Source organism: Arcicella sp. GW821-FHT09D11, assembly GCF_059416265.1.
Genome location: NZ_JBWKOV010000005.1, coordinates 436,683 through 461,913 on the forward strand (window position 1 = coordinate 436,683; position 25,231 = coordinate 461,913).

Genomic DNA, 25,231 nt, shown 5'->3' on the forward strand with positions numbered 1-25,231 from the left:
ACGTTGGTCAAAATGTTAGCTTGCTATATCTTCAACAAATTTCAGGTAGGGACGAATTGCATTCGTCCTAAGCGTCCGAAGACAAAACCATACTTTCGGGATTTTCCAAATAGCACTCCCTCCTCCTCCCTCAAAATCTCCCTATTCCTTCCCCAATTCTGGTAAAATGCCTAAACTATTGTACTTTTACAATGTATTCAGGTATTTTGAATGCTTCACACATTTTTAAACAACTTTGTTATGTGGATAGAAGAAGATAATAAATTGAAAAGAAGTTTTCTTTTTGATGACTTTTCAGCAGCTTTTGCCTTTATGACTAGGGTGGCTTTATTGGCTGAAAAACAAAATCATCACCCTTTTTGGACGAATGTTTATAATAAAGTGAGTATTGAATTGAATACCCACGATAAGGGTGATATTGTGACTGAAAAAGACCATAAATTAGCCAAGGCTATTGATTCATTGGTCTGAAATAAAAGGTAAGGACTAATCTTTTCTATTAGCAGGTGACTTAAGTCACCTGCTAATAGAAAAGATTTTTTGAGGTTTATATAATCTAAAATGGTCAACAAAATAAGAAATAAATAACACTTCAATCTCTAGCGAGGGACTTAAGTCCCTCGCTAGAGATTGAGGATTGTTAAAGACTGATTGAATAAAAAAAAACATTATGAAATTGTACCTTGTTCCAACGCCCATTGGCAATCTGGATGATATTACTTACAGAGCAGTAAAAGTTTTACAATCTGTTGATGCTATATTGGCTGAGGACACCCGAAATTCTGGCATATTGCTAAAGCATTTGAATATCTCAAAGCCTTTGTATGCACACCATGCCCATAACGAGCATCACGGCACCAATGGCATTATTAAATTATTAAAGGAAGGCAAAGTACTAGCCTTGATATCAGATGCAGGAACACCTGCTATTTCTGACCCTGGCTTTTTGTTGGTCAGAGAATGCTTAAAACAAGGCATCGAGGTTGAATGTTTGCCAGGGGCTACGGCTTTTGTGCCTGCTTTGGTAAACTCGGGCTTACCTGCCGACCGTTTTACGTTTGAAGGGTTTCTACCCCATAAAAAAGGAAGGCAAACCAGACTGAAAAATTTAGCAGAAGAAGAACGAACAATTATCTTTTATGAGTCGCCACACCGCTTGTTAAAAACCCTTGAACAACTAGCAGAATACCTCAATCCTGAGCGTCAGGCATGTGTTTCTCGTGAATTGACTAAGGTGTTTGAGGAAAACATCAGGGGAACTTTGGCTGAAATTTTGTTGCATTATCAGACCAATCCAAATACTATTAAAGGTGAAATTGTGATTGTAGTTGGTGGTAAAGCATAAAAAAATTACTATTTTAGAGGGAAAATTCATCCCAAATCCAAACTAATCAATGAAATACCTCTCTTATTTTAAACATTTAATACTTGTTTTTGCCATCCTCATTTCTACAATTGTGTTGGTAAAAGCTCAAACATTATCTGAAAACAGTAAAGTAAGTTTGATTACCGTAGAGCCTGGAAATGAGCTAAACGATGCTTTTGGGCATACGCTTTTATGGATTTACGACCCCGTTAATCAAATAGATAAGGCTTATAATTTTGGCATATATGATTTCGAAACGGAGAACTTCTACTGGAAATTTGTAAAAGGACAGCTCCCTTACAAGATGTCGTATGCGCCAATGCCAGCCTACCAACGGTATTATCTGGAACAGCACCGTAATATGACTGAGCAGGTACTGGACTTATCGCTTGCACAAAAGCAAACTGTGTACAATAATCTCGAAGAAACCTACAATAATCCTGCAACGCGGACTTATATGTACAAATTCTTTTATGATAACTGTGCAACCCGTGTCCGCGATGCCATGATGGTGGCTTGTACTGATAGCGTGCATTTACAGAATATTCCCGAAATGAACGACAGTACTTATCGTCAGTGGATGAATAAGTGTTTAATTAGAAAACATCATTACTGGTCTGCCTTAGGGATGAACATTGCGTTGGGGGCTCCTGCCGACGAAAGAATATTACAGTTTAAATCTTGTTACTTGCCTGAAAACTTGCAAAAAAGTATGCGTGCTGCCAAAAGGATGACACACCACGTTTTGCGTTTTTTAGTTCGTTCCGAGAACCCCATGTATAGTACCACACCTATCAATGAAGAGCCTCTTTTCATCCTAACGCCTCGATTCTGGTTATTGTTGGTATTGATATTTACAGGCTATAAAACATATCAGCATTGGCAACGTCGACAAAAAGGATATGCTTTCGATAAAGTACTTTTTTCGATAGCAGGACTCATCGGTTGGTTATTACTTTTCTTGTGGTTTGGTACCGACCACGGTGTAACTAACGATAACAGAAACCTTTTGTGGGCTTTCCCTCTCCATATTCCTATTATTTTACTGACTCACGAGCGTAATGGTAGCTACTGGTATGGATATTATTTTATGTTTATTGGCTTGCTCCTAGCAATGGGTTTATTTTTTGCCGTACAATACTCGTGGGATATTACTTTACTGGTACTAATCCTTATCATAAGAGCATTTTATCATGCTGGTTTCGAAAGAGAACATAGAATGACCCAAACTAAATTCCGTAAAATCATTAAAGGACGTCGTTTGGAAGTGATTCATAAAGAGCATACTTTGGAGTAAATTCTTGCTTGTGTGAGCCTCCTCAAAGCCCATTCTATTAGCGTATGACTTACGTCATACGCTAATAGAATGGGTTAGTATTTAATGACATTTTGGTCATAAGTTATCTTTTCTCTAAAGCAAAGCTGTTAAATTCAATCCTTTATTCCTAGCGAGGGACTTAAGTCCCTCGCTAGGAATATTTTACTATAGATTCACTTTCACCCAACATTGGTATGCAACATTTATTCTTTGATTATATTTATCTTATCCTGATAATTTTAGCATTGGTAATGATTGCGAATAAACTTCGTTTGGCCTATCCCATCGTGCTAGTATTGGGTGGACTGGTACTTAGTTTTATTCCAGAATTTTCTACTATAACGATTGAGCCCGACCTGGTCTTTTTTATCTTCCTACCACCATTACTTTATGATGCTGCTTGGCAAATATCATGGAAAGAGTTTTGGAAATGGCGACGTGTCATCACAAGTTTTGCTTTTCCGATAGTCATCATCACATCATGTGTAATTGCTGTTGTATCAAATGCCATCATTCCTGAATTTAGTCTAGCCTTTGGTTTCTTATTAGGAGGAATCATCTCTCCTCCCGACGCTATTTCTGCATCAACCATTCTAAGGCAAGTAAAAGCTCCCAAAATGCTCATAAGCATTTGTGAAGGCGAAAGCTTGATGAATGATGCCTCGTCGTTGATTGTATTTCGTTTTGCTTTGGCAACTATTATCACAGGACAATTTCATATTAAGGAGGCTACTCAAAGCTTCTTTATGGTCGTTGTAATGGGCTTGCTAATTGGTGTGTTGATAGGGCTTATCTTTTATGGTATCTACAAATGGTTGCCCACTACATCCAATATCGAAATAGTTATGACTTTCGTTACACCCTATTGCATGTATTATTTTGCTGAAAGCTTTCATTACTCAGGGGTGCTTGCTGTAGTAAGCGGTGGACTTTTTTTATCTAGCAAACGCCAAAAAACGCTTACTTACATGAGTAGGATTCAAGGCGAGAATGTATGGACAAACTTAGTATTTGTACTAAATTGTTTTGTTTTTTTATTGATCGGTCTTCAGTTACCTACTGTCGTTAACCAACTTGGCGAAGTAAGTCTAGGTAAAGCGATTGGGTATGGCATTATTATTTCGGTAGTGATAATTTTTACTCGATTAATATGTACAATGGGGGCTGCACTCACTACTCGTTTTATGAGTAGGTTTATTACCGTAGCAGACTCAAATCCTGGATGGAGGATACCTTTTATTTTTGGCTGGGCTGGCATGCGAGGCGTAGTATCGTTGGCATCTGCCCTTTCGATACCTTTACTTATTAACGAAGAGCTGCCTTTTCCGCATCGTAACTTAATTCTATTCATAACTTTTATTGTTATTTTAGTAACCTTGGTGTTTCAAGGACTTACTCTCCCGTGGATAATAAAAAAAGTATATATCAGCGATCACAACATCAATGAAGATGATCAAGAAGTAATTATTCAAAAGAAAATTGCTAAAAACTCTTTATTATTTTTAGAAGAAAAGTACGGTGAGGGCTGTTTACAAAATGTACATTTAAATAATTTGTATGAAAAATTTAAGATTGAACTAAGTTTTTTGACCCAAAGAATAGAACATAGCGAAAGTGATGAAGTTTTTGCAGGAACAAATAGTCAGACGATTTACCTTGAGATGCTCGAAGACCAACGCACACTGCTAAATACATTAAACCTAAAAGATGAATTTGACGAAGAATTAATCCGAAAATACCAGTCTTTAATTGATATAGAGGAATTTAAGGTTAGGGCAAAAATGGTGTAGTAGGGAGGATTTTAGGAGGACCTTTACTGGTCTTAGGTTCTCCTAAGACCCAAAACATGGAAGAGCGTCTCGCTCGAAATTTTCAGCCTTTGTTGGTTTTATCACCAACATTCAAGCGTAAGCAACTCTGCAACAAAAATCAAAAATAGACTATTCAGCTGGCGTGTTGCTTACGCCTATTTTGTTGGAGATAATTCCAACAAGGGCTAAAAGGCTATTAAGTCCTATGCTCATTCTTATCCCTAGCGAGGGACTTAAGTCCCTCGCTAGGGATAAGAATGAGCATTTATTTATAAGATTTCGAACGTGACGCTCTTTTATCTTTGTAGTCGTAGGAGAGCCTACGACCAGATGTGGGCACAAAAAAGCTCATTGCTTACAGCTCAAATCTTCTACTTCACCGCCAAAACCCCTGTTTTATAAATTTTCTCCAAGATACCATCTCTAAAGCTTCTACCAACAGGTAGGCTTTTGCCACAAACGATTAAATCGCCTGCTTCGATAGATGTCACCTTTGAAATAGATACAATAAATGACTTATGGATGCGAGCAAATTGCTCGACAGGTAAAATATCCCCTATCCCATTCATGGTTTGATAGGTTACAAATGTTCCTGCCAATGTATGAATCCTGATATAATCTTTCAGCGACTCTATAAATAGAATATCGGCAAAATTGATCTTTACAATGCGTTTGTCTACTTTAATAAACATAGCCTCGGGGCGTTCGCTGACACTAGTCTGAGTACTACCCGTCGTGACTGGCTGACTACCTTCATTTTCCTGAGGAACTACTTTGTTTACGGCTTTTACAAATCGCTGAAAAGGAATAGGTTTTAGTAAATAATCAACCACGCTAAGCTCAAAACTTTCAACGGCATAATCCCGATAGGCGGTAGTAATAATTACCTTAGGGGGATTTTGAAGGCTTTTTAATAGCTCCATCCCGTCTAAAGTAGGCATTTCAATATCCAGAAAAAGTAAATCTATATCACCTTTTTTGAGGTAATTAAATGCTTGAATACCGTTTTCACAACGCCCCACTAGTTCAAGGCTATCTATGCGTTCGATAAATGTTTCTAAGACATCCAAAGCCAGTGGCTCGTCATCTACTATTAGCGTTTTTAGTTTCATGTTTTGTAAAGCTAAGTGGTCATCTCAAATAAAAATATCCTCAAATATTATTCTGTAAAAACCTCTTATGCAATGTGCTAAACTTCTTTTGATAATATAATCCTAAAAATCATTTTCTATTAGCGGGTGACTTAAGTCACCCGCTAATAGAAAGGAGTTGAATGCTGGTTGTGTTCTGTGTGCCACAGCCCACGGTTTTAATATTTTAATAAAAGAAGAATGGAACTGAGCTATACCGATACGTCTTATTTCAAAGGAATAAACAAAGAAATAACATATTGATTTTCAGTAGGCTGTATATTCAACTCGTAATTATTCCCATAAAGCAGGGCCAATCGTCGCTGAACATTCTTGAGTCCTAATCCTTTGTGTTTTTTTCGATTAGTGTTATTATCAAATCGCGGATTGACCACTACAAAAAGCAATTTTCCGTTGATGATTTTTAGCGTTATTTTTAAATCTAAAATCCCTGTTTCGTGTGACGTACCGTGTTTAAAGGCGTTCTCAATAAACGGTAATAACAACAATGGTGGTAGTTTTCGCTGTTCGGTACTGCCCTCTATTTCAAACTCAAGGTTCAGGCGTTTGCCGAAACGTAGACTTTCTAAGTCCAGATAATTCTGGATATGCTCTATTTCTTTTTTGAGAGTTGTTTCATGGCTGTCAGACTCATACAACATATAGCTCATCAATCCCGATAGTTTTACTACTACCTCTGGTGCTAAATCAGATTTTTTAATCGTAAGCGAATACAAATTGTTTAACGTATTAAAAAAGAAATGCGGTTGTATCTGCGACTTCAAAAACTCTAATTCATTTTTTACACTTTGCCCTTCCAACTCCTTTATTTTTTCCTGATTATCAATCCAGTCTTTCGTCAATTTAATACCGCTAGTAACTCCCAACACAGAAAACGTATCAAACATTCTTTTGGCAGTAGGCTTAGGGTCGAATAAAGCATTGGGGCGATAGCCCACTGGACAGTAATTAATCAGTATCAAATGGTTGATGAGCGTCTGGATAATAGCCACCGACACAAGGGTTGCTAGCACCAAAAACACAAAATATTGGACGTATTTACCTGTTAATAGAAAGCGGGGAATCAGATAATAAATATTACCATAGACCAATATAAAATAAAACGGGAACTTCATGGAATACTCAAAAATAGCCTGAGTATAGTTGTTCATCAAAAAGCCGAAATACAAAATATTGTATAAACTCAGCACTATCCAGAAAAGAGAATGATAAGCCCAACGATGGCTAAGGACTCCTCTTCCGGAAAGATCCGTAAAAAAAGCGGTTCTATGGGGTAATGAAGCTGTTGTCTGCACGGTTTTTAGATATTGATTGAGAAGATGGTTTATCAAATTTATACAAAAAATTAGTAAAAAGATATTCTTTTCGATAAACAGTATAACAATATTGATATGCAGAATCCTGCTTTTTTCACGTTATTGGTCGAATATTTACGGTTTTTTGGCGAATTTATCTAAATTTATACCATATTTTCAACTTAATTGCAGGATGTAATTTTTGAATTACAATTCATCAACCCATTATAAATAGTAGAAAAGTTTAAAAAACTCCGTATAGAAACGCTATAAAAACGTTTTTCTTGCGGAGTTTTATTGCAATATTCTTCTCAAAAAGATACTTTTTATAAGTAAGATAATAATTAATTTGGTTAAGGGGTATAGGGACGTGGCTTTGCTGTGTCCCTAATTTTTGTGTACCTTACACCTTTACTAGAAAATTACGAACCTCTTTATTTTCAATCATTTTTATGCGCTATTTTTACGCTTTATTACTATTTTTTTGGGGTAGTTGCTTCCTAAAAGCCCAAGAGATTTTCTTACCTGATTCTATCAAAAAACAAACTCAGGCTACATTTATCAATTATCCTATCAAGGTTGATGGCAAACTAGACGAATCTGTCTGGAAAAATGCTCAATCTATCACAGACTTTGTTCAAGTAGAACCTCTTCAGAAACAACCAGCTTCGCAAAAGTCTGTTTTCAAGCTTGTGTACAATGCTGATTATTTATATGTCGCGGCTATCCTGCACGAGCCTCTGGGCAAACAGGCATTACGTGTGACTAACCTTCAGCGTGACTTTACTTTTGGTCGAAGCGACCAAGTAGGTATTTCTATTGATGGGTTTAATGACGAACGCAATGCGATGATTTTTATGACCAATCCGTATGGTTCGCAAAAAGACTTGCTGGCATTCGACGATCAAGTGTTTGACGACGACTGGGACGGGCTTTGGCGTGTGCGTACTTCCCGAAATGATACCGCGTGGATTGCTGAGTTTGCGATACCTTGGCAAACTTTACGCTATCAGCGTACCACTGAAGCGAATACATGGGGTATTAACTTTTTTAGAATGCGACGCATGAGTAACGAGCAAACCATTTGGTCGGCTCTGCCACGTGCTTTTTCGCCTGCTAGGATGCAGTATGCAGGAAAATTATCGGGAATATTGCCTCCGCCACCTAAGCCCAACATTAGATTTCAGCCCTATTTATTGATTTCGGAAGATAGATACAATGGCTCGGAGTTTTATGACCAAAGCAATGGCTCTAAAGTAAAATTGGGTGGTGAAATAAAATGGGCCATTACGCCCAACACCGTACTGGATTTGACCTATAATACCGATTTTGCCCAAGCTGATGCCGACCGACAGGTAAATAATTTATCTAGGCTTTCGGTTTTCTTTCCAGAACGCCGACAGTTTTTCTTAGAAAATGCCTCTCTTTTTGCTGCGGGACTTAGCCCTATCGAAGAGTTTTATGGCGGTCAGCAACGTATCCAGCCCTTTTTCAGTAGAAGAATAGGGTTAGATAATGATGGAAATCCTGTGCCGATTGAGGTAGGTGCTAGGTTGGTAAACCGTTCTACCAAAAGCAATACGGGTTTTATGTATGTTCGCCAGAAAGGGAATGATGCCTATTCTGCTACGGATTTTGTAGTAGGGAGATACTCGCAAAATATAGGCAAACAAAATAGAATTGGGGGTATTGCTACTTTGAAAAACGATAGCGACCATGCTAATATCACGGCTTCGGCAGATGGTTTCTTCCGTATCAACGAAAGTACCAACGTGAATACGATGGCGATGTTGTCTAAATCTAGCCACGAAAGTCAAACAGGCTTGGCAGGGCATTATCAATTGGTACACAAGGGAATATCGTGGATATATTGGCTTACGCAAAACATTAACAACAAGGCCTTTAACCCTGAGATGGGTTTTGTGGCTCGTCCAGATGTGGTTGAAAATTCGGCAGGTTTTTACTGGCTGAATCGGGGGAAATGGCTGCCTAGTTTTATCAGGGCATTTGAACCGGGCGGATATTACCTGAATTATTATTCGGCCACGACAGGCAAATTGGTTGAAGAACAATGGAGTACTAACCCTGTATGGTTTACCTTCCAAAATGGCGGAGGTATTGGTCTTTTCAGCAATCACTTTTATCAGTTGATTGACTATAGCGATGGAAGCGATACGCTATCGTTTTTTAAAGTAGCTATTCCAAGTGGGAAATTTAGGTACAATCGTTACATGATATTTGGGGAAACGGATGGGTCTAAAAAAGTATCAATTTCAGGGAATGTGGAAATTGGTAAATATTACGATGGCTCATTAACTACTTTTTCCTCAACATTTAGATTTGCCCCGATTCCGCATATTTCTATGGAAGCGCGCTTTACCAACAATAGTTATAGCAATTTGGGGACAGAAAAGGCTTCTGGGAGTACTCAATTATATACCCTATCGGGGCGTTTTGCGTTAAACCCGAGGGTACAATTAATTGGGTTTTACCAGCACAATTCTACGAATGATTTTGATGTCTGGAATATCCGTTTTTCATGGGAATACCAACCGTTGTCATTCTTGTATTTGGTGTTCAATCAGCGTGGTTTCAACGACTACCGTACCCAATTATCAAACGATGGGCTAACCAGAATCACGACAAACGAACTGGCACGTCAGCATGAGCTACATTTGATAGCGAAGCTTTCTTATTTGAAGCAGTTTTGATGATAAGTTATCTGCTGTTTATGGTGATAATAATACCAATAATTGCTATAATGCGAGCGTGACGCTCTTTTTCCTTTTGGGTCTTAGGAGAGCCTAAGACCAGTGTTAGTTATATTTGATAATAGTTGTATAGCATTTACCAACAGGAAATAAATGATAAACTATAAAGACGCAAAAAATAGAGTTCAAGTTTTTTTAGATAAAAAACTTGAACAAGATGATGAGATAGTTTATGAAATAATAGAAAGCGAAACAATTGAAAAAACATTCGGTTGGGTTTTCTTTTACAATTCGAAAGAATATCTAGCGACAAGTAATATGAGTGCATATTTGGCAGGGAATGCTCCAATAATTATTAATAGAATATCTGAGACTATAATAGAAACAGGAACAGCATATCCAATAGAATATTATTTGGAAAAGTATAATAGAGGTGAAATTTGAAGAAAATTTCTTACAATTTAAGTTTATCATTTAAACAAAGTTTATCCCTCTCGTTTGGCGTAGTGTTTTTCATTACGTCACGATGTACTGCAATGTTACATTGCAAAAATACAACGCATTTTATAAGTTTGACCAGTTACACCCTTTTGTCGTTGCGTTCTAAGAACGCCTGACACCCTGACGTAGTGAAAAACACTACGCCAAGCGAGAGAAAGCAGCTTACCATAACGATAAGCTGTTTTTTATTAAAGATTTAACTACAATTATGCTGGATTTTCCATTTTAAGATTGCTGTAATACATCAATATTGTATAAATTAGTAATACTAAATCCATCTTAGATAATCTACCCAAACACCCTGATGTTAACTGTAACTTAATTCAACTTTTAAATGAAATTAATTGCAATTTTAAAAGGAAGCCATAAATCTGCGTCCTAATAAATAACAAACAGAATGAACAACAGCTTGCAGTACAAATTCGTTAATCCTGACAATTCACTTGCCGATTTTGTCGCTGGTTTTTGGGCATTACAAAACTCATCTGAATATCCAGAAGAAGCCATCGCTTTGCCTGACGGACGAATTGATTTGTTTTTATCGAAATCTGCATCAGAACCAATTACTATTGGTATTTTAGGTATTGGTACGCAACCCGACAAGGTGGAAGTTGCTCCAAAAACTTTGATTTTTGCTATTGGTTTTAAACTGCCCGCAATTGAGTATATTTTTAATTTTTCCATTGCCGATTTATTGGATAAAGGAAAACCTTTGCCAAATGATTTTTGGGATTTCAGTGCGGAAGACTTAAACGATTTTAATGAGTTTTGCCGAAAGGTTTCACAAAAGATTCAGTCGTTGTTACCGAAAGAAATGGACAGCAGAAAACGAAAATTATTTGAATTGATTTATGCTTCAAAAGGCGAAATAACCGTGAAAGAACTTTCGGAAAAGGTATTTTGGGGTAGTCGTCAAATAAATCGTTATTTTAATCAGCAGTTCGGACTTTCATTAAAGGCGTATTGTAGCATTCTGCGCTTCAGATCATCTTTGGAACATATTGCAAAAGGAAAGTTTTTCCCTGAACTTGATTTCGCAGACCAAAACCATTTCATTAAGCAAGTAAAGAAATTTTCTGGCGCTGTACCGACAGATTTATTTAGACATAAAAACGACCGATTTATACTATTGTCAACGCTGACACAGAGATAATTTTGTACTGGATTTAAAATACAAGATTATGCTACTGAAAAGCAAAGTAATAGCCATTGTTGGCGGTGGTCCGGGCGGACTAACATTAGCTCGTTTGCTTCAACAAAAAGGAGTGAATGTAAAAGTATATGAACGGGATTTGAACAGCAACGTGCGGACACAAGGCGCAACGCTTGACCTGCACGAAAATTCGGGATTAAAAGCTCTTATATCGGCAAATTTGCTTGACGTATTCAAAACCAGGTACAGAATCGGAGCAGAAAAAGGGCGTGTGATTGATAAAGCAGGAAATATCCTTTTTGACGAACACGAAATAAGAGTTTCAGAAATCAATTTTGACAGTCCCGATGCACGACCCGAAATTGACCGTAGCGATTTGCGTGATATGTTATTAAATTCCCTTACTTCCAATACAGTTGTATGGGACAGTCATTTTGTGAGTATGGTACAGGTTGCGGGGCAATGGGAAATCACATTTAAGAACGGCAAAACGGCTTTAGCAGATGTTGTGATTGGTGCTGACGGATCTAATTCTAAAATCCGCCCTTTTGTAACAAAAATTCAATCTTCTTATGCAGGCATTACCATTCTGCAAGGAAACGTTGAAAACGCCAAAGCAAAAGCACCACGTATATGTGAATTGTTGAAAGGCGGAAAAATTTATACGCATAGCGAAGGAAAATATTTGCACATATCGGCTAAAGGCGATGGCAGCATTGACTTTTATATCAGCAGCAAAATGGACGAAAATTGGGCAAAAGACAACCGCGTCATTTTTTCAGATAGAATACAACTAAATGAGTGGTTTAGAAATAGATTTGCAGAATGGAACAGCATATGGTTTGAGTTATTTGAAAATGTAGATGTACCTATGCTTATACGTCCGCAATATTGTATTCCTATCAACCAAACTTGGGAAGCACAATCCAACATCACATTACTTGGCGATGCAGCTCATATTATGGCTCCGTCTGGTGAAGGTGTAAATTTGGCAATGCTTGATGCACTTGAATTATGTGAGTGTCTTACCAATAATAAATTTGACGATTTACAAACTGCCATTGCTACCTACGAAACCTCAATGCGTCAACGAGCCGCAGAAGAAGTCGAAACATCATTTGAAATGATTGAATGGATGCACAGTGAAAATGCCCAAGAAAAACTGATTAATCTTTTTAAAGAAATGGGAGAATAAAAGACGGTAGAGGTGAAATTACACTGCACAGGCAATCAAAAACAACGAACCGCCAAGCGCAGAAGATGCAGAAAGCAGCTTATCTCTGTGGTAAGCCGTTTTCTATTTATAGCGTTTTAGCATACGTGTATTTTATAGGTTCATCAATATTTCTTAAATTTATACTTGTAAAATTAAAAATGTGAGGATATAGTTTCATCATTAGTTATAGGGATAATATTTTTGATTACAGGCTTGGGACTTCGTTACTGGATTAACAGAAGAAAGTTCTACAGACGCAGCCCTATGAGAGCAGACGGCTTTTCATCTTATGAAAGTTCCGTGTTCATTAAATTGATTGAAAGTGGTAAATGGGTAGCCCTCGCTTAGCGTAGTGTTTTTTACTACGTCAGTGTGAACTGCAATGTTACATTGCAAAAATACAACGCATTTTATAAGTTTGACCAATCACACTCTTTTGTCGTTGCGTTCTAAGAACGCCTGACACTCTGACGTAGTGAAATCCTAATCAACCCTACCTTTATCATCATAAATAAAAGATTTTTTTTCTGAGTTATTTAAAACTTCTCCAATCTTAAAGCGTTGTTCCCTCTGGTCGTACGCTTTCCTACGACCCAAAATGAAGAAGAGCGTCACGCTCGTATTTGTTAGTAAAATAAGGTATAAAATCCTTTCTATCCGTACTTCGAGGTGTCCTTCGGAATATCCCGAAGAGCGCTGACTGCGTTATCCTAAACTTATGTTCTGTGTGCCACAGAATACAGGTTTAGGATAAAATCACTCAATCACTCATTTTTCAACCCTCACAACTCTTAAAGTCAGCTCTTTTTATTAACCAAATAAATACCACATAATACAATCAGTCCACCAATAATTTGTTCGGTTCTTAGGATTTCGCTTAACAAGAAAAAAGAGATAATCGACGTAAGTACTGGCTGAATTAGTAAGGTGGGCGACACGATGGCGGCTGGGATAAAGCCCAAGGCATAATTAATAGAAAGCCAACCAGCCAAATGGCAGATTAAACCCGAACCCACAAAGGCTATCCATGTAGTTTGATTGAAGTGTATCATTTTTAAATCCTGTTGCCAACAGGTAAGAAATGAGAAAATCAAACAGGCTATTAGCGACCATGCCATAAAATTAACGGTATCGACCTTCCCTCTGATACGTTGGGTAATGAGCATATACCCTGCATAAAATACAGCGGCACCTATAGCCATAAAATGCCCGAAACCCACACTAGGATTTTGCAAAATATCTTTGCCCGCTACCAGAAAAACCCCTACCATCGCCACTGCCAGCCCAAACCAATAGATTTTAGGTAATTTTTGTTTGAAAAAAAGTAATGTTCCTAAACCAACAAATACCGAGGCATTGTTAGCTAACAGGGTTGACACCGACGCAGAAGTGCGGAGGATAGAGAGATTCCAGAGACTCATATCGGCTACAAACAAAAAGCCTGCTATAGTGATTAAAAGGGCAGTGTTCGCATCTGGAATTTTGATGCCTTTGTATAGCCAAATTGGCACCAGACCAATAAAGCAAAAAAAGTAACGATAAAAACCAGAAGTAAGGGCTGGGGCATCGGCCATTTTGACAAAAATAGCAGACCAAGCGATACAAAAAACGCCCAACAGGAGGTATAGATAAGCCTTTAAAGGAATGTCGGAATCTTGTGTTTTCAAAATATTGTTGATAACGTATGAAGTATAATCCAAAATTACCGAAATTGTTCATTATTTACTCATAAGCGAAACGAATGACAGAAAAACAATTATTTGAAATCCTTAAACAAAAAGAATCTACCACATTAGAATTTAAAAGTAGAATTGATAGTCCTTATAAAATAGCACGCACCTTGGCAGCCTTTGCCAATACTTCTGGCGGACAGTTGATTATTGGTGTAAACGACGATAAGTCGATAAAAGGCTGTTCGGAAGTAGAAGAAATGACGAAAGTAATCTATGCGGCTAGCGAGCTAGTAGTCCCTGCTATTAATATTGTTTATTCATCGGTAAAGGTGGAAGACAAACACAATATTATGATTGTGAATATTACTGAGGCTGTCAATAAACCGCATGAAGCCATAGACGAACACGAGCATCGTACAGTATATGTTCGGGCAAATGATGAGACTACGCCCGTAACAAAGGAGATGACACAAGTAATGATAAAGGCTGGGGACAAGGACATCAACAAGCAAATCTTGGAACAACCCAACGTAAAGTATTTAATTACTTACCTGAAAAAGAACACTAAAATTACGGCTAAGGAATATGCTAAACTGGTGAATATTTCTGCCTACAGGGCTACCAAATTGTTAGAGGCTCTTACGTACGAAAGTATTCTGCTGATGTTATCAAGACAAAAACCTACGCAGTTTGTGCTTCGGAAATGGTGATAGTTTTTGGCTGTAAGCTGTAGGTTTTTTGGGGTTTTGCTTTTGGTTTTTTAATCAGCGAAAATCAGCGGGGTTTTATCAGCGTGAATCTGCGGGTAAAAATCAGCTTTCAGTCTGTGCAGTCGCTTGGCTTTTGCCGAGTGACTACACATGCTGACATCTGAAGACCGAAAGCCGAAAGCTGACTTTACCCGCAGATTTTCACTGATTTGATACGCTGATTTATGGAGATTTTTAAAAAAATTAGAACGCTTCTCACAGTCGCTTGGCTTTAGCCGAGTGACTGCCTAGCTGAAATCCGAAAGCCGAAGACCGACAGCCGAAAACCCCTAATGCACCACCAACTCCGTATCAATAATAATCTCCTCAGGCATTAGTTTTTCGGCGGGTTTGGCATCTATTATCTTTAAAAGCAACAAGGCCGCCTGTTCGCCCATTTTGTAGGCGAATTGTTCTACCGATGCCAACGGTGGGTTATCTAAATATGCCGTAATGGGCAAATTGGCAAAACTTACAAAGTGAATATCGCTATTGGGTACAATGCCATTTTGCCGACAGCTTTGCATAGCATACAGGGCTACGTAGTCGTTGAAACATAAAACTGCCTCGGGTTTTTCTTGCAAAGCCATCAACTCTTCCATTTTCTTGAAAGTATCTTCTTTGCTCAAATCTGTAGATTTAATGTAGTGCTGAACGATGGGCAGTCCCAAAGATTTTAAGGCTTTCCAATAACCCTCTAAGCGCTCGTTTGAAATCTCCAGATTCGATGGACCATTCAAAATGGCAATCTTGGTGATGCCTTTGTTGGCTAAAAAAGAGGTAGCCTCAAAGGCGGCTTCAAGGATGTTCCCCCTTACTTTGTTGACGGCCACATCTTTGGGTACTCTATCAAAAAACACCAAAGGGATACCATAATTTTCTAGCTCCCTGAAAGAGTAATATTGGGTAGTCTCGGCTGAAATGGAGGCTATTACGCCATCTACTCGGCTACTGATAAACGACTTTATAGCCCTGTTTTCGCGTGCTAATTTATCCCTCGACTGGCTGATTACTACGTTATATCCCTTTTCGCTAATAACATCCTCGATACCTGTAATGGCTTGCGAAAAAAACTCTTCTTGCAAATGCGGAAAGACTACTCCGACAGTATAGGTTTTGTTTTTTCTTAATAATATTGCCGCTGGATTTGGCACATAGTTTAGCCGTTTGGCTACTTCAAAAACCTGCTCTTTGGTTTTAAGTCCAATCCTTGGATGATTCTGCAATGCCCTCGACACCGTAGAAATAGCAATGCCAAGTTCTTGAGCGATATGTTTAATAGTAACCTGACTTTTCTGCATGATACATCTTTGAGATTGGATTTGTAAAATTAGGAAGATTTTTGAGGTTTGTGCAAAATTTGCGCAAATGTTTGTAATGCCTTTTCAATGGGTTTTATGGTACTTTTTCAATTAATTTCATTGCCTAGCGTAGATGATGGCAATGAGTATTTCTAAAAAATATCGTCCTTTGATTTAAAATTTAATTTTACGCTCAGAGATGTACCCAGAAAATATTATTGCCAAATTTCAAGAACAATTTTCAAAACAAGCTTCCCTAGTGGTTCGTGCGCCAGGACGCATCAATCTTATCGGCGAACATACCGATTATAATGATGGCTTTGTGTTGCCTGCCGCTATCGATAAAGCCATTTATTTTGCCATTGCTCCTCGTCAGGATGACACCTGTAATGTATATGCCTACGATTTAGAAAGTAGCGATTCTTTCAGCATCAGCGATATTCAAAAGTCTACTAACAGTTGGGCGAATTATTTAATTGGCGTGGTGGATGAAATCCAAAAAGCGGGACAGACTATCAAGGGTTTTGATTTAGTTTTTGGTGGAGATATTCCTTTGGGGGCTGGCGTATCGTCGTCGGCTGCGGTAGAAACGGGCTTGGCTTTTGCCTTGAACGAAATCTATGGTTTAGGTTTAGCAACCATGCAAATGGTAAAAATCGGGAAGGCTGCCGAAAATAATTTTGTAGGCGTAAATTGTGGTATCATGGATCAGTTTGCTTCGATGTTTGGTAAAAAAGATGCGGTAATTCGATTGGATTGTAAAAGTCTTGATTACCAACATTTTCCGTTGTCGTTACCCAACCATACCATTATTCTTTGCAATTCTGGGGTTAAACACTCTTTGGGTGATTCGGAATACAATACCCGTAGATTGGAATGCGAAGAAGGGCTGAGGATTTTAGGCGGAATTTATCCAGCCGTAAAAAGCTTTAGAGACCTGACGCTTACGATGGTAGAAGATGCCAAAGATAGTCTTTCTGAAAATGTGTATAAACGTTGTGTATATGTGGTGGGCGAAATAGACCGCGTAGTAGTGGCGTGCGAAGCCTTGGAACAAAACGATTTGGCGACTTTCGGCAAAAAAATGTATGAAACGCATGACGGTCTGCAACATGATTATGCTGTATCGTGCGAGGAGCTAGACTTTTTAGTGGACGAAACTCGTGAGGATAGTGCGGTAGTAGGTTCAAGAATGATGGGCGGAGGCTTTGGTGGTTGCACAGTAAACATCGTTGAGAAAAGTAATGCAGCAGCATTTTTACAAAGAATCAAAAGAGTGTATCAGTCTAAATACCAAAAAGATTTAGTGACTTGCGAGGTGGCTTTGACGAATGGAACGGAAGTGATTTAGAGGTAAGATGTTAGACACAAGACATTAGACACAAGATGTAAAAAAACTGAAAGCTGACTTCCGATGACTCAAAGCTAAAATAAGATTAATAATCTCCAAAATCAGCGAATCAAATCAGCGAAAATCTGCGGGTAAAAAAACAATTGAAACTAGATTTTAAAAAGCTTTTACCCGCAGATTTACAGAGATTTTATCCGCTGATTTACGCAGATAAAAAAAACGATACCCGAAAGCCGACATCCGAAAGCAAAAAAGCTCAAAGCATAAATATGAACTCAATTTTTGAAGAACATCCACATAAAAGATATAACCCCCTGACAGACAGTTGGGTATTAGTATCGCCACATCGTGCCAAACGTCCGTGGCAAGGGCAGGTAGAAAAATTAGCGGGCGACGACCGCCCTGCTTACGACGAAACCTGCTATCTGTGTCCGACAAACACACGGATGAATGGCGAAGTAAACCCTGATTATCAAGACGTTTATATTTTCAATAACGACTTTGCGGCTTTGTTAGAAGACACCCCTCCGCATAGTTTTGAAGAAGACGAATTGTTCAGAGCAGAGACTGAAAGAGGATTGGGCAGAGTAATTTGTTTCTCCCCTCGCCACGACCTTACCGTTCCAGAAATGGAAGAAACGGCTATCAGAAAAGTAGTGGATGCATGGGTAGATGAATACCTAACCCTTGGCGGAAAAGACTTTATTAACTACGTTCAGATTTTCGAGAACAAAGGTTTTGTAATGGGCTGTTCGAACCCACACCCACATGGACAAATCTGGGCATCGTCGTCGATTCCAGATGAACCCATGAAAAAGCAAATCTCACAACTGAAATATTGGCAGAAAAACCAACGCTCTTTATTGGCAGACTATCTGGAAAAAGAGTTAATAAAGCAAGAGCGAGTATTATTTGAAAACGAACATTTTGTGGCCCTAGTGCCTTATTGGGCAGTTTGGCCGTTTGAGACCATGATTGTACCTAAGCGTAAAATGGCAAGAATCTCGGACATGACTGGTGCTGAAAGAGACGCTTTTGCAAATGCCTACAAAAGGTTGACTGTACGTTACGACAATCTTTTTGAGACCTCCTTCCCCTACTCGGCTGGTGTACACCAAGCCCCAACCGATGGCGAAGCGCATGACGAATGGCATTGGCATTTTGTATTTTATCCTCCGCTTTTACGTTCGGCAACAGTCAAGAAATTTATGGTAGGCTACGAAATGCTAGCCAATCCACAGAGAGACATCACCGCTGAAAAAAGTGCGACAGTATTGCGTGCTTTATCAGAAGTGCATTATAAGCTTTGAGCGATGAGATGTGAGCTTTAGTTTTGGAGTTGTCATTTGTCATTGCTAGTATTTAGATTACAAAATCACTTAACCATTAAATATTATCATTTTTATCCCTAACGGGTTTTTGATTCGTATTTAAAAAGGCTTCACTTTGTGGGGTCTTTTTTTGTTTAGTGAGTTAGGGATTGAATGGTTATATTTTTATTACAAAATACTGCCTTACAATTATTTATCACTAGCGAGGGACTTAAGTCCCTCGCTAGTGATAACGTTCAATATTCTACAGGAGTGAGTAGTCAACAATAAATTCACGATTTGCAAATTGCGAATTTAAAGCTGTGGCTTTATCTTTCGGCCTTTATTATTAAATACCCTCGCTTGGCGTAGTGTTTTTTACTACGTCAGTGTGTATTGCCTTCTTAGAAGGCATCGCTTAGTAATGGAAGTTCAAAAAACGATAAATGCTTCACATTTTTGCAATATAACATTGCTTATCACACTGACGTAGTGAAAAACACTACGCCAAGCGAGGGTACCAAAACCATTTTCGTTAAAAATCCAAGTGAGTGTTTTTTTGATTTTCTGACTTACCCCATTATTACTTACTTCTAAGTCATATTTTAAGTCTTGTTTTTGACTTCCAACAGTAGTAGCACCTGTAGCACTTTGGAATCGCCATATACGAAAGATATTTAGTTTGGATAATAGTGTTTAAAATTAATCTTATAAATTTATAAATCCCAATTATCTTAATTTAAACAATATTATCATAAACACGCGATTAATTGAACGTATGCTATTTGGCAATTTGATTTTTGTCTCCACTCCTTTTAGCAATCCTCTACAAATTAATATTGATAGCATGACTTTAAGTATACCATCAGTTACGAAACAATATTTAACACTGAATCTTAATCAAACAATTTATCACTCCCTAAAAAACAAAAATTCCCATTTTACACAATATGAGTAAAATGGGAATTTTTGTTATATTGTTTTAAACAATTAGAGATTTCCGATTGGGAAACTTACTCCTACATTTACACCAAAACTTCTGTTCATGCTGTTAGTAGTAGTTGATTTTGTAGCATCTGTTAGACCCAGTCCATAACGAGCATCTACATTCAACCAAATTTGGTCTGATAGTGCATAATTAAATCCTCCACCTAAGGTTACCCCGAAATCGGCACTCGAATAATACTTTCCGTCAGGATTCAAATCATTGCCATCTTGATTTTTGGCACTTAATAAAAAATCAACATGTGGCCCTGCAAATAACTTTGGTCTAAATGAACCTGCTGTATTATCCCCAGGGAAATAGTACGTAAATAAAACTGGAACTTGTAGATAGTTTAGATTAATTGAAGCTGTCGAGTTTTTCAGTTTTGCTCCCATTTCATTATATAATACTTGAACGCCTACGCCAAACCAATTTTTACTGCTATAGTTAAAAAATGCTCCTGCAGTGAGTCCTGTTTTTGTAGAGGTAGTATTATTGGTTGAAGATAAATTAGAGAAATTTACCCCAGCCATTGGTCCAAAAGATAAATTTTGAGCTTTCGATAAGCTAGTAACTAATAAGATAGCTACAACGAATAAACTTGTTTTCTTTTTCATAACTTTAAAAAGGGAATAATTGAATGATAATTAATTACGCTTAAGAGTGTCAAAATACTATTCCATTGCTGGTTTATAGCTGATTTGGCTATGATTGGTTATGAATAAAGGGGTGAGGTTCACAGAAATTCCCCAAAATTCCCCAAAATGCAGAGAGTAACAAGCTTTTTTATACTTCGATAAATATAAATCCGTAATTTTGCACCCGAATAAAATAATAGAAGCATTAACAGGTGTTTAATGTCGTTATTCACATTTTGATAAATTCATGAAAAAGATCAATTCTTATAGAACATTATTTGGTGCAACAAAAACAACTGAGCTTTCCGAATTAAAAAAAACATATAGAAATCTAATAAAAGAGTGGCATCCTGATAAAATTCAAGATAACGAGGACCTACAGGCACAAGCCGCGGTGAAGAGTAAGGTAATCATAGAAGCCTATAATCTTTTGGTAGGTATTGCCCCAGAAACACATTTGGCTAATGCAGAAGAGTATACTCGTATCACGACGACTTCTATCATTGAAGATTTTGATTATAAAGATGAAACATTAAAAATCATCTTTCAAGATAATGTAGTATATGAATATTTCGGTGTGCCTAAAAATACTTATGTGAAGCTTGTTAATGCTCCATCATTGCCAAGATTTGCCAAAAGACATATCTTTCATTCTTTTACTTATAGAAATGTGAGTAAGTAAAGAGATTCCTTTTCTATTAGCTGGTGACTTAAGTCACTTGCTAATAGAAAAAGTTATCATTTAATAGTAGGTCTGCTACATCATTCTAGCCTTTATATGCTCAGTTTCAGCATTAGATATGGCATCTTGAAACTTCACTGCATGGGCTTTTATAACCCCAATATTATATTTTTCTTTTTCCAGTTCCTTCACCATCGCTAAATAATAGCCGTTTGCTGCTTTATTATATTGTTTAACAGCCAAACAGGCAGAACTTTTCGCATCTATTTTGCCTATGTATTTTTCTACTAAAGCAAAAAACTCCTCTGCCTTTTTCAAATTTTTTCCTGCATTTTGTACGTGTTCCAACAACTCTGCTTTGGTCAGAGACTCTGCCAGTTGTACAGACGAAATTTGTTCTAAAGCTATCGTATAATGTTCTGATACTTGCTTAGAGTCTTTTTCTTCTAGCTCTGTTTGTGTTTGAGCAAACAAACTTATTGAGCATGATACTAATATTGTCCAAAAAGCAAATGCGAATAATTGTTGTGAGATTTTCATGATTGTGTCAATTACATTTTACAAATAAAGTATCTCGTTATATTCAAATTTTTATTCCCTTTCTCTTAGTTGGTGACCTAAGTTCTATCGATTACCCATAAGCAAATAAATCACTGATAATCAAAGAATTTATCCCTAGCGAGGGACTTAAGTCCCTCGCTAGGGATAAGAGCTTCACGTAGTCAGGCTATGACATGAGGCGACCAAACCTCAGTTTGAAAGACGATTTAAGCCTATTTGAACCAATTTTATCAATAATTACATCTTCATTTCAACTTTTTTAAAAGATGTGGATAATGGTTAGGACATAAGTCACCAGCTAATAGAAAATTATTTTGAGGATTATCTTACCAAAACAAAAACGTAACAACTATCCTACGCCAAGCCAATTTCTTTGGCTAAATACACATCTTGCACAGCATGCAAAAGGTCTACGCCTTCAGTAAATGTCCGCTGAAAGGCCTTTCGCCCTAAAATCATCCCCATCCCTCCTGCTCTTTTATTAATGATGGCATTCTTAATAGAATCTACTAAATCAGACGCTCCCTTAGATTCCCCTCCTGAATTAATTAGTCCGATTCGGCCCATATAACAATTGGCTACCTGATAGCGACAAAGGTCTATCGGATGCTTTGTTGTCAACGCTGAATACATCAAAGGGTCGCTTTTTGAAAAGTCAATCGCAGTAAAACCGCCATTCGTATCAGGTATTTTTTGTTTGATAATATCTGCCTGAATCGTTACGCCTATATGATTGGCCTGTCCCGTAATATCCGCGGCTGTTTCATAATTAATACCTTCTTTTTTAAAGCCATTATTACGGGTATAACACCACAAAATAGTGGGCATTCCTAAGCTATGGGCCTCCTCAAAGGCTTCCGACACTTCAATAATCTGTCTGCTTGATTCTTCCGAACCAAAATAAATGGTAGCTCCAATGGCCGTAGCCCCTAAGTTCCAAGCTTCCCGAACCGACCCAAACATGATTTGATTATACTTGGTAGGGTACGTCAGTAATTCATTATGGTTTATCTTTACAATAAAGGGTATCTTATGGGCGTATTTTCGAGCAACCAATGCCAGATTCCCAAAGGTGGTAGCCACTGCATTGGAAGACCCTTCCATCGCTAATTCCAGGATATTTTCTGGATTAAAGTAAATCGGATTTTTGGCAAACGAACCTCCAGCTGTGTGTTCGATGTCTTGGTCAATCGGTAAAATAGAGACATATCCCGTACCTGCCAAGCGACCGTGGTTAAAAATAGTAGCAAGGTTGCGTAATACCTGTGGGCTACGATTGCTCTCTACTAAAACCTGACTTATATAGTCGGGTGAAGGGCGGTATAAGAGTTCCTTTGAAAAAGTAGTACACTCATGCTGTAGCAACTTATCAGCATCATCTCCTAATAGTTCAACAATCTTCTTGAAGTCCATAATATCTTATTTTTTAACGCTTACTTGCCATACAGTATTAGACGCATCATCCGTCACCAATAGCGAACCATTGGGTAATACAATTACGCCTACCGGCCTTCCATAAACGTTTTTGGTTTGATCAGCCATAAATCCCGTCAAAAAATCCTGTGGCTTTCCACTTGGTTTTCCGTTTGTAAATGGCACAAATACTACCCGATAGCCCGACAATACAGAACGGTTCCACGAACCATGTTGGGCGATGAATGCACCATTATGGTACTTTTTAGGAAATGCTTTTTGATTATAAAAAGCCAAGCCCAACGATGCCGTATGAGCACCCAAAGGAACATCAGGCACAATGGCTTTGTCCACTAAGTCTGGTCTTTTTTCTTCTACTCGTGGGTCAACATGCTGACCGAAATAAGAATAAGGCCATCCATAAAATCCTCCGTCTTTCACGCTAGTTAAATAATCAGGCACTAAATCGTCGCCTAGTTCATCTCTTTCGTTTACTACCGTCCAAAGTGTTTTTGTACCCACCGCCCAACCCATTCCCATAGGGTTTCTCAGACCACTTGCATAAATGCGTTCGCCCGAGCCATCTGGATTAATCTCAAGAATGCCCGCACGTTTGAATTCTTCTTTAATGCCTTTTTCGGCTACATTCGTATTGGAGCCTACTGACACATAGATTTTTGTATTATCTGCATTGGCTATCAAATTGCGTGTCCAGTGGCGTGGATGGTCGCCAGAAGGTAGGTCTATTACTTTCTGCCCTTCCCCCATAATTTGGGTCTGTCCTTTTTGATAAGGGAAACGTACTACGGCATCTGTATTGGCTACATACAGCCAGTTTCCTATTATCAACATTCCAAAAGGTTGGTTGAGGTTCGCTAGAAAAATAGTGCGTAAATCGGGAATGCCATCTTGATTAGTATCGCGCAATAAAGTAATTCTATCGGCACTTTTACTTTGATTGTTTGACTTACTTGCCCCTATTACTTTCCCTCCTATTTTATCTACTAAGGTATGATTGGTATTGCTTTCAGCTACTAATATATCTCCGTTCGGGGTTACATACATCCACCGAGGGTTATCTAATTTATCTGCAAAGCGACTAACAATAAAGCCTTCGGGAGCTTTAGGCGTTTGTCCGTTTTTCCAACCTAACACCTTGCTAAAATTCATAGTCGATTTGGTTGCATAAGGTGCAGGTAAAGTAGCAGGCTGAGGCGTCTGAGTCAAAGCTGATAAATTAATAAACAGCGATAGTCCTATCAATAAAAAACAAGTTCTTTTGAAGGAGTTATGGCACAAAGGTGGTAGCTTGAATAACATCATCATCTTTTGATTTAGTTTTATGTTCTTCAAGAATAGCTAAAATACTGTGCCATAGGGGGAAAGAGAGATTAATAGGTGTCTAAAATTTGCTAATCAACTCTATGACCTACTAAAGGACTCAAAATGGATTCCTGTAAGTATGTTTTTTCGAACACATTTTTTATATACTCATATTTGTTATAGAATGAATTGATATACTCATCGTCTGAATTTAATCCGTCGCAATTAATTATTTTTTTACTTCCATCAGAAAATAATATTTCAATCTTTTGACTTACATAAACCAGACAAGATTTTTCTACAAAAACAATATTTACAATATTATCAAAATCATAGTTTTCGGCTTTGGCTGAAAGTAAGACTATTTTATCTTTTTCAATGATAAAGTCTTTACAAAAGATATAATAATAAATACTATTCAAAAGAAGATATAATGGTATAAGCACCATCATAAATTCTATTTTAAGGATATAAAAAATTATCCAAATTGGTATAAATATTCCTAATTTGTTGACAAAATAGAAATAATATCTATTTTTTACTTTCATATAAAAAAGAATAGTAATCTTAATACACTACGACGACAAATTGCCTATTACACTTTGACTATCAATAACTTACAACCATTATCCTTAGCGAGGGACTTATTAGCTTTCATGAAATAACCGTTCCTTTGTATTTTGGTTAATGTTTTTACAAATTGTTCCAAGAAAGTTATCTGGG

At 37.7% G+C, this 25,231-nt stretch carries 21 protein-coding genes; 12 read left to right on the forward strand and 9 right to left on the reverse strand.

Annotation, left to right across the window (positions count from 1 at the left end; translation table 11 throughout):
- The first annotated feature begins 240 nt into the window (after window positions 1–240).
- The 4 genes from AC07N0_RS17155 (at window position 241) to AC07N0_RS17170 (ending at window position 4,474) form a co-directional block, all read left to right on the forward strand.
- A complete protein-coding gene (locus AC07N0_RS17155; protein ID WP_494590149.1) occupies window positions 241–471 on the forward strand; it encodes a 4a-hydroxytetrahydrobiopterin dehydratase in 231 nt (76 codons plus the stop codon).
- Between the two features lie 199 nt (window positions 472–670).
- Window positions 671–1,345, forward strand: a complete 675-nt coding sequence (gene rsmI / locus AC07N0_RS17160) for a 16S rRNA (cytidine(1402)-2'-O)-methyltransferase (protein WP_492800005.1) — start codon at window positions 671–673, stop codon at window positions 1,343–1,345.
- Between the two features lie 49 nt (window positions 1,346–1,394).
- Complete coding sequence (locus AC07N0_RS17165; protein WP_494590150.1) at window positions 1,395–2,663, forward strand: lipoprotein N-acyltransferase Lnb domain-containing protein; 1,269 nt, start codon at window positions 1,395–1,397, stop codon at window positions 2,661–2,663.
- Window positions 2,664–2,878: 215 nt separating this feature from the next.
- Window positions 2,879–4,474, forward strand: a complete 1,596-nt coding sequence (locus AC07N0_RS17170; protein WP_494590151.1) for a Na+/H+ antiporter — start codon at window positions 2,879–2,881, stop codon at window positions 4,472–4,474.
- Window positions 4,475–4,866: 392 nt separating this feature from the next.
- On the opposite strand, the gene AC07N0_RS17175 is transcribed toward AC07N0_RS17170, so the two are convergent.
- Window positions 4,867–5,607 carry a LytR/AlgR family response regulator transcription factor gene (locus AC07N0_RS17175; RefSeq protein ID WP_494590152.1) on the reverse strand — a complete coding sequence of 247 codons (741 nt, stop codon included), beginning with the start codon at window positions 5,605–5,607 and terminating at the stop codon, window positions 4,867–4,869.
- Window positions 5,608–5,852: 245 nt separating this feature from the next.
- On the reverse strand, window positions 5,853–6,941 hold the full coding sequence (locus tag AC07N0_RS17180) for a sensor histidine kinase (protein ID WP_492800009.1): 1,089 nt from the start codon (window positions 6,939–6,941) through the stop codon (window positions 5,853–5,855).
- A gap of 452 nt (window positions 6,942–7,393) precedes the next feature.
- Between AC07N0_RS17180 and AC07N0_RS17185 the strand changes: the two genes are divergently transcribed.
- The 4 genes from AC07N0_RS17185 to AC07N0_RS17200 all read left to right on the forward strand — a co-directional run bounded on the left by AC07N0_RS17185 (window position 7,394) and on the right by AC07N0_RS17200 (window position 12,501).
- Entirely contained in the window at window positions 7,394–9,652 is a 2,259-nt protein-coding gene (locus tag AC07N0_RS17185; RefSeq protein WP_494590153.1) for a carbohydrate binding family 9 domain-containing protein, read from the forward strand.
- A 153-nt stretch (window positions 9,653–9,805) separates the two neighbouring features.
- Window positions 9,806–10,096: a YrhB domain-containing protein gene (locus AC07N0_RS17190; RefSeq protein ID WP_494590154.1), complete on the forward strand. Its 291-nt coding sequence runs from the start codon at window positions 9,806–9,808 to the stop codon at window positions 10,094–10,096.
- A gap of 454 nt (window positions 10,097–10,550) precedes the next feature.
- On the forward strand, window positions 10,551–11,306 hold the full coding sequence (locus AC07N0_RS17195) for a helix-turn-helix domain-containing protein (protein ID WP_494590155.1): 756 nt from the start codon (window positions 10,551–10,553) through the stop codon (window positions 11,304–11,306).
- Window positions 11,307–11,334: 28 nt separating this feature from the next.
- Window positions 11,335–12,501 carry an FAD-dependent oxidoreductase gene (locus AC07N0_RS17200; RefSeq protein ID WP_494590156.1) on the forward strand — a complete coding sequence of 389 codons (1,167 nt, stop codon included), beginning with the start codon at window positions 11,335–11,337 and terminating at the stop codon, window positions 12,499–12,501.
- An 818-nt stretch (window positions 12,502–13,319) separates the two neighbouring features.
- On the opposite strand, the gene AC07N0_RS17205 is transcribed toward AC07N0_RS17200, so the two are convergent.
- The gene (locus tag AC07N0_RS17205; RefSeq protein ID WP_494590157.1) at window positions 13,320–14,189 is read right to left on the reverse strand and encodes a DMT family transporter; all 870 of its coding nucleotides are present in this window, start codon (window positions 14,187–14,189) and stop codon (window positions 13,320–13,322) included.
- Window positions 14,190–14,263: 74 nt separating this feature from the next.
- Between AC07N0_RS17205 and AC07N0_RS17210 the strand changes: the two genes are divergently transcribed.
- Window positions 14,264–14,905: an AlbA family DNA-binding domain-containing protein gene (locus AC07N0_RS17210; RefSeq protein ID WP_494590158.1), complete on the forward strand. Its 642-nt coding sequence runs from the start codon at window positions 14,264–14,266 to the stop codon at window positions 14,903–14,905.
- A gap of 329 nt (window positions 14,906–15,234) precedes the next feature.
- Here AC07N0_RS17210 and AC07N0_RS17215 read toward each other — a convergent pair whose 3' ends face one another.
- A complete protein-coding gene (locus AC07N0_RS17215; RefSeq protein WP_492800017.1) occupies window positions 15,235–16,245 on the reverse strand; it encodes a LacI family DNA-binding transcriptional regulator in 1,011 nt (336 codons plus the stop codon).
- A gap of 199 nt (window positions 16,246–16,444) precedes the next feature.
- On the opposite strand from AC07N0_RS17215, the gene AC07N0_RS17220 reads away from it, so the two are divergent.
- Window positions 16,445–17,596 carry a galactokinase gene (locus AC07N0_RS17220; RefSeq protein WP_494590159.1) on the forward strand — a complete coding sequence of 384 codons (1,152 nt, stop codon included), beginning with the start codon at window positions 16,445–16,447 and terminating at the stop codon, window positions 17,594–17,596.
- Window positions 17,597–17,865: 269 nt separating this feature from the next.
- The gene (locus AC07N0_RS17225; protein ID WP_494590160.1) at window positions 17,866–18,906 is read left to right on the forward strand and encodes a UDP-glucose--hexose-1-phosphate uridylyltransferase; all 1,041 of its coding nucleotides are present in this window, start codon (window positions 17,866–17,868) and stop codon (window positions 18,904–18,906) included.
- A 990-nt stretch (window positions 18,907–19,896) separates the two neighbouring features.
- On the opposite strand, the gene AC07N0_RS17230 is transcribed toward AC07N0_RS17225, so the two are convergent.
- The gene (locus AC07N0_RS17230; RefSeq protein ID WP_494590161.1) at window positions 19,897–20,508 is read right to left on the reverse strand and encodes a porin family protein; all 612 of its coding nucleotides are present in this window, start codon (window positions 20,506–20,508) and stop codon (window positions 19,897–19,899) included.
- A 268-nt stretch (window positions 20,509–20,776) separates the two neighbouring features.
- Here AC07N0_RS17230 and AC07N0_RS17235 point away from each other — a divergent pair, with 268 nt between their 5' ends.
- Window positions 20,777–21,211: a KTSC domain-containing protein gene (locus tag AC07N0_RS17235; RefSeq protein ID WP_492799524.1), complete on the forward strand. Its 435-nt coding sequence runs from the start codon at window positions 20,777–20,779 to the stop codon at window positions 21,209–21,211.
- 75 nt (window positions 21,212–21,286) lie between these two features.
- Here AC07N0_RS17235 and AC07N0_RS17240 read toward each other — a convergent pair whose 3' ends face one another.
- From AC07N0_RS17240 to AC07N0_RS17255, 4 genes are all read right to left on the reverse strand, one after another.
- Entirely contained in the window at window positions 21,287–21,751 is a 465-nt protein-coding gene (locus tag AC07N0_RS17240; protein WP_494590162.1) for a hypothetical protein, read from the reverse strand.
- 375 nt (window positions 21,752–22,126) lie between these two features.
- The gene (locus AC07N0_RS17245; protein ID WP_494590163.1) at window positions 22,127–23,185 is read right to left on the reverse strand and encodes a class I fructose-bisphosphate aldolase; all 1,059 of its coding nucleotides are present in this window, start codon (window positions 23,183–23,185) and stop codon (window positions 22,127–22,129) included.
- Between the two features lie 6 nt (window positions 23,186–23,191).
- Window positions 23,192–24,511 carry a PQQ-dependent sugar dehydrogenase gene (locus AC07N0_RS17250; protein WP_494590165.1) on the reverse strand — a complete coding sequence of 440 codons (1,320 nt, stop codon included), beginning with the start codon at window positions 24,509–24,511 and terminating at the stop codon, window positions 23,192–23,194.
- Window positions 24,512–24,597: 86 nt separating this feature from the next.
- Window positions 24,598–24,960, reverse strand: a complete 363-nt coding sequence (locus AC07N0_RS17255; RefSeq protein ID WP_494590166.1) for a hypothetical protein — start codon at window positions 24,958–24,960, stop codon at window positions 24,598–24,600.
- Between the last annotated feature and the right edge of the window lie 271 nt (window positions 24,961–25,231).

Bases quoted from the DNA above. Each gene is read 5' to 3' on its own strand.
- AC07N0_RS17155 (WP_494590149.1), top strand. From the start codon at position 241: ATGTGGATAGAAGAAGATAATAAATTGAAAAGAAGTTTTCTTTTTGAT.
- rsmI (WP_492800005.1), top strand. From the start codon at position 671: ATGAAATTGTACCTTGTTCCAACGCCCATTGGCAATCTGGATGATATT.
- AC07N0_RS17165 (WP_494590150.1), top strand. From the start codon at position 1,395: ATGAAATACCTCTCTTATTTTAAACATTTAATACTTGTTTTTGCCATC.
- AC07N0_RS17170 (WP_494590151.1), top strand. From the start codon at position 2,879: ATGCAACATTTATTCTTTGATTATATTTATCTTATCCTGATAATTTTA.
- AC07N0_RS17175 (WP_494590152.1), bottom strand. From the start codon at position 5,607: ATGAAACTAAAAACGCTAATAGTAGATGACGAGCCACTGGCTTTGGAT.
- AC07N0_RS17185 (WP_494590153.1), top strand. From the start codon at position 7,394: ATGCGCTATTTTTACGCTTTATTACTATTTTTTTGGGGTAGTTGCTTC.
- AC07N0_RS17190 (WP_494590154.1), top strand. From the start codon at position 9,806: ATGATAAACTATAAAGACGCAAAAAATAGAGTTCAAGTTTTTTTAGAT.
- AC07N0_RS17195 (WP_494590155.1), top strand. From the start codon at position 10,551: ATGAACAACAGCTTGCAGTACAAATTCGTTAATCCTGACAATTCACTT.
- AC07N0_RS17200 (WP_494590156.1), top strand. From the start codon at position 11,335: ATGCTACTGAAAAGCAAAGTAATAGCCATTGTTGGCGGTGGTCCGGGC.
- AC07N0_RS17210 (WP_494590158.1), top strand. From the start codon at position 14,264: ATGACAGAAAAACAATTATTTGAAATCCTTAAACAAAAAGAATCTACC.
- AC07N0_RS17215 (WP_492800017.1), bottom strand. From the start codon at position 16,245: ATGCAGAAAAGTCAGGTTACTATTAAACATATCGCTCAAGAACTTGGC.
- AC07N0_RS17220 (WP_494590159.1), top strand. From the start codon at position 16,445: ATGTACCCAGAAAATATTATTGCCAAATTTCAAGAACAATTTTCAAAA.
- AC07N0_RS17225 (WP_494590160.1), top strand. From the start codon at position 17,866: ATGAACTCAATTTTTGAAGAACATCCACATAAAAGATATAACCCCCTG.
- AC07N0_RS17230 (WP_494590161.1), bottom strand. From the start codon at position 20,508: ATGAAAAAGAAAACAAGTTTATTCGTTGTAGCTATCTTATTAGTTACT.
- AC07N0_RS17235 (WP_492799524.1), top strand. From the start codon at position 20,777: ATGAAAAAGATCAATTCTTATAGAACATTATTTGGTGCAACAAAAACA.
- AC07N0_RS17240 (WP_494590162.1), bottom strand. From the start codon at position 21,751: ATGAAAATCTCACAACAATTATTCGCATTTGCTTTTTGGACAATATTA.
- AC07N0_RS17245 (WP_494590163.1), bottom strand. From the start codon at position 23,185: ATGGACTTCAAGAAGATTGTTGAACTATTAGGAGATGATGCTGATAAG.
- AC07N0_RS17250 (WP_494590165.1), bottom strand. From the start codon at position 24,511: ATGATGATGTTATTCAAGCTACCACCTTTGTGCCATAACTCCTTCAAA.
- AC07N0_RS17255 (WP_494590166.1), bottom strand. From the start codon at position 24,960: ATGATGGTGCTTATACCATTATATCTTCTTTTGAATAGTATTTATTAT.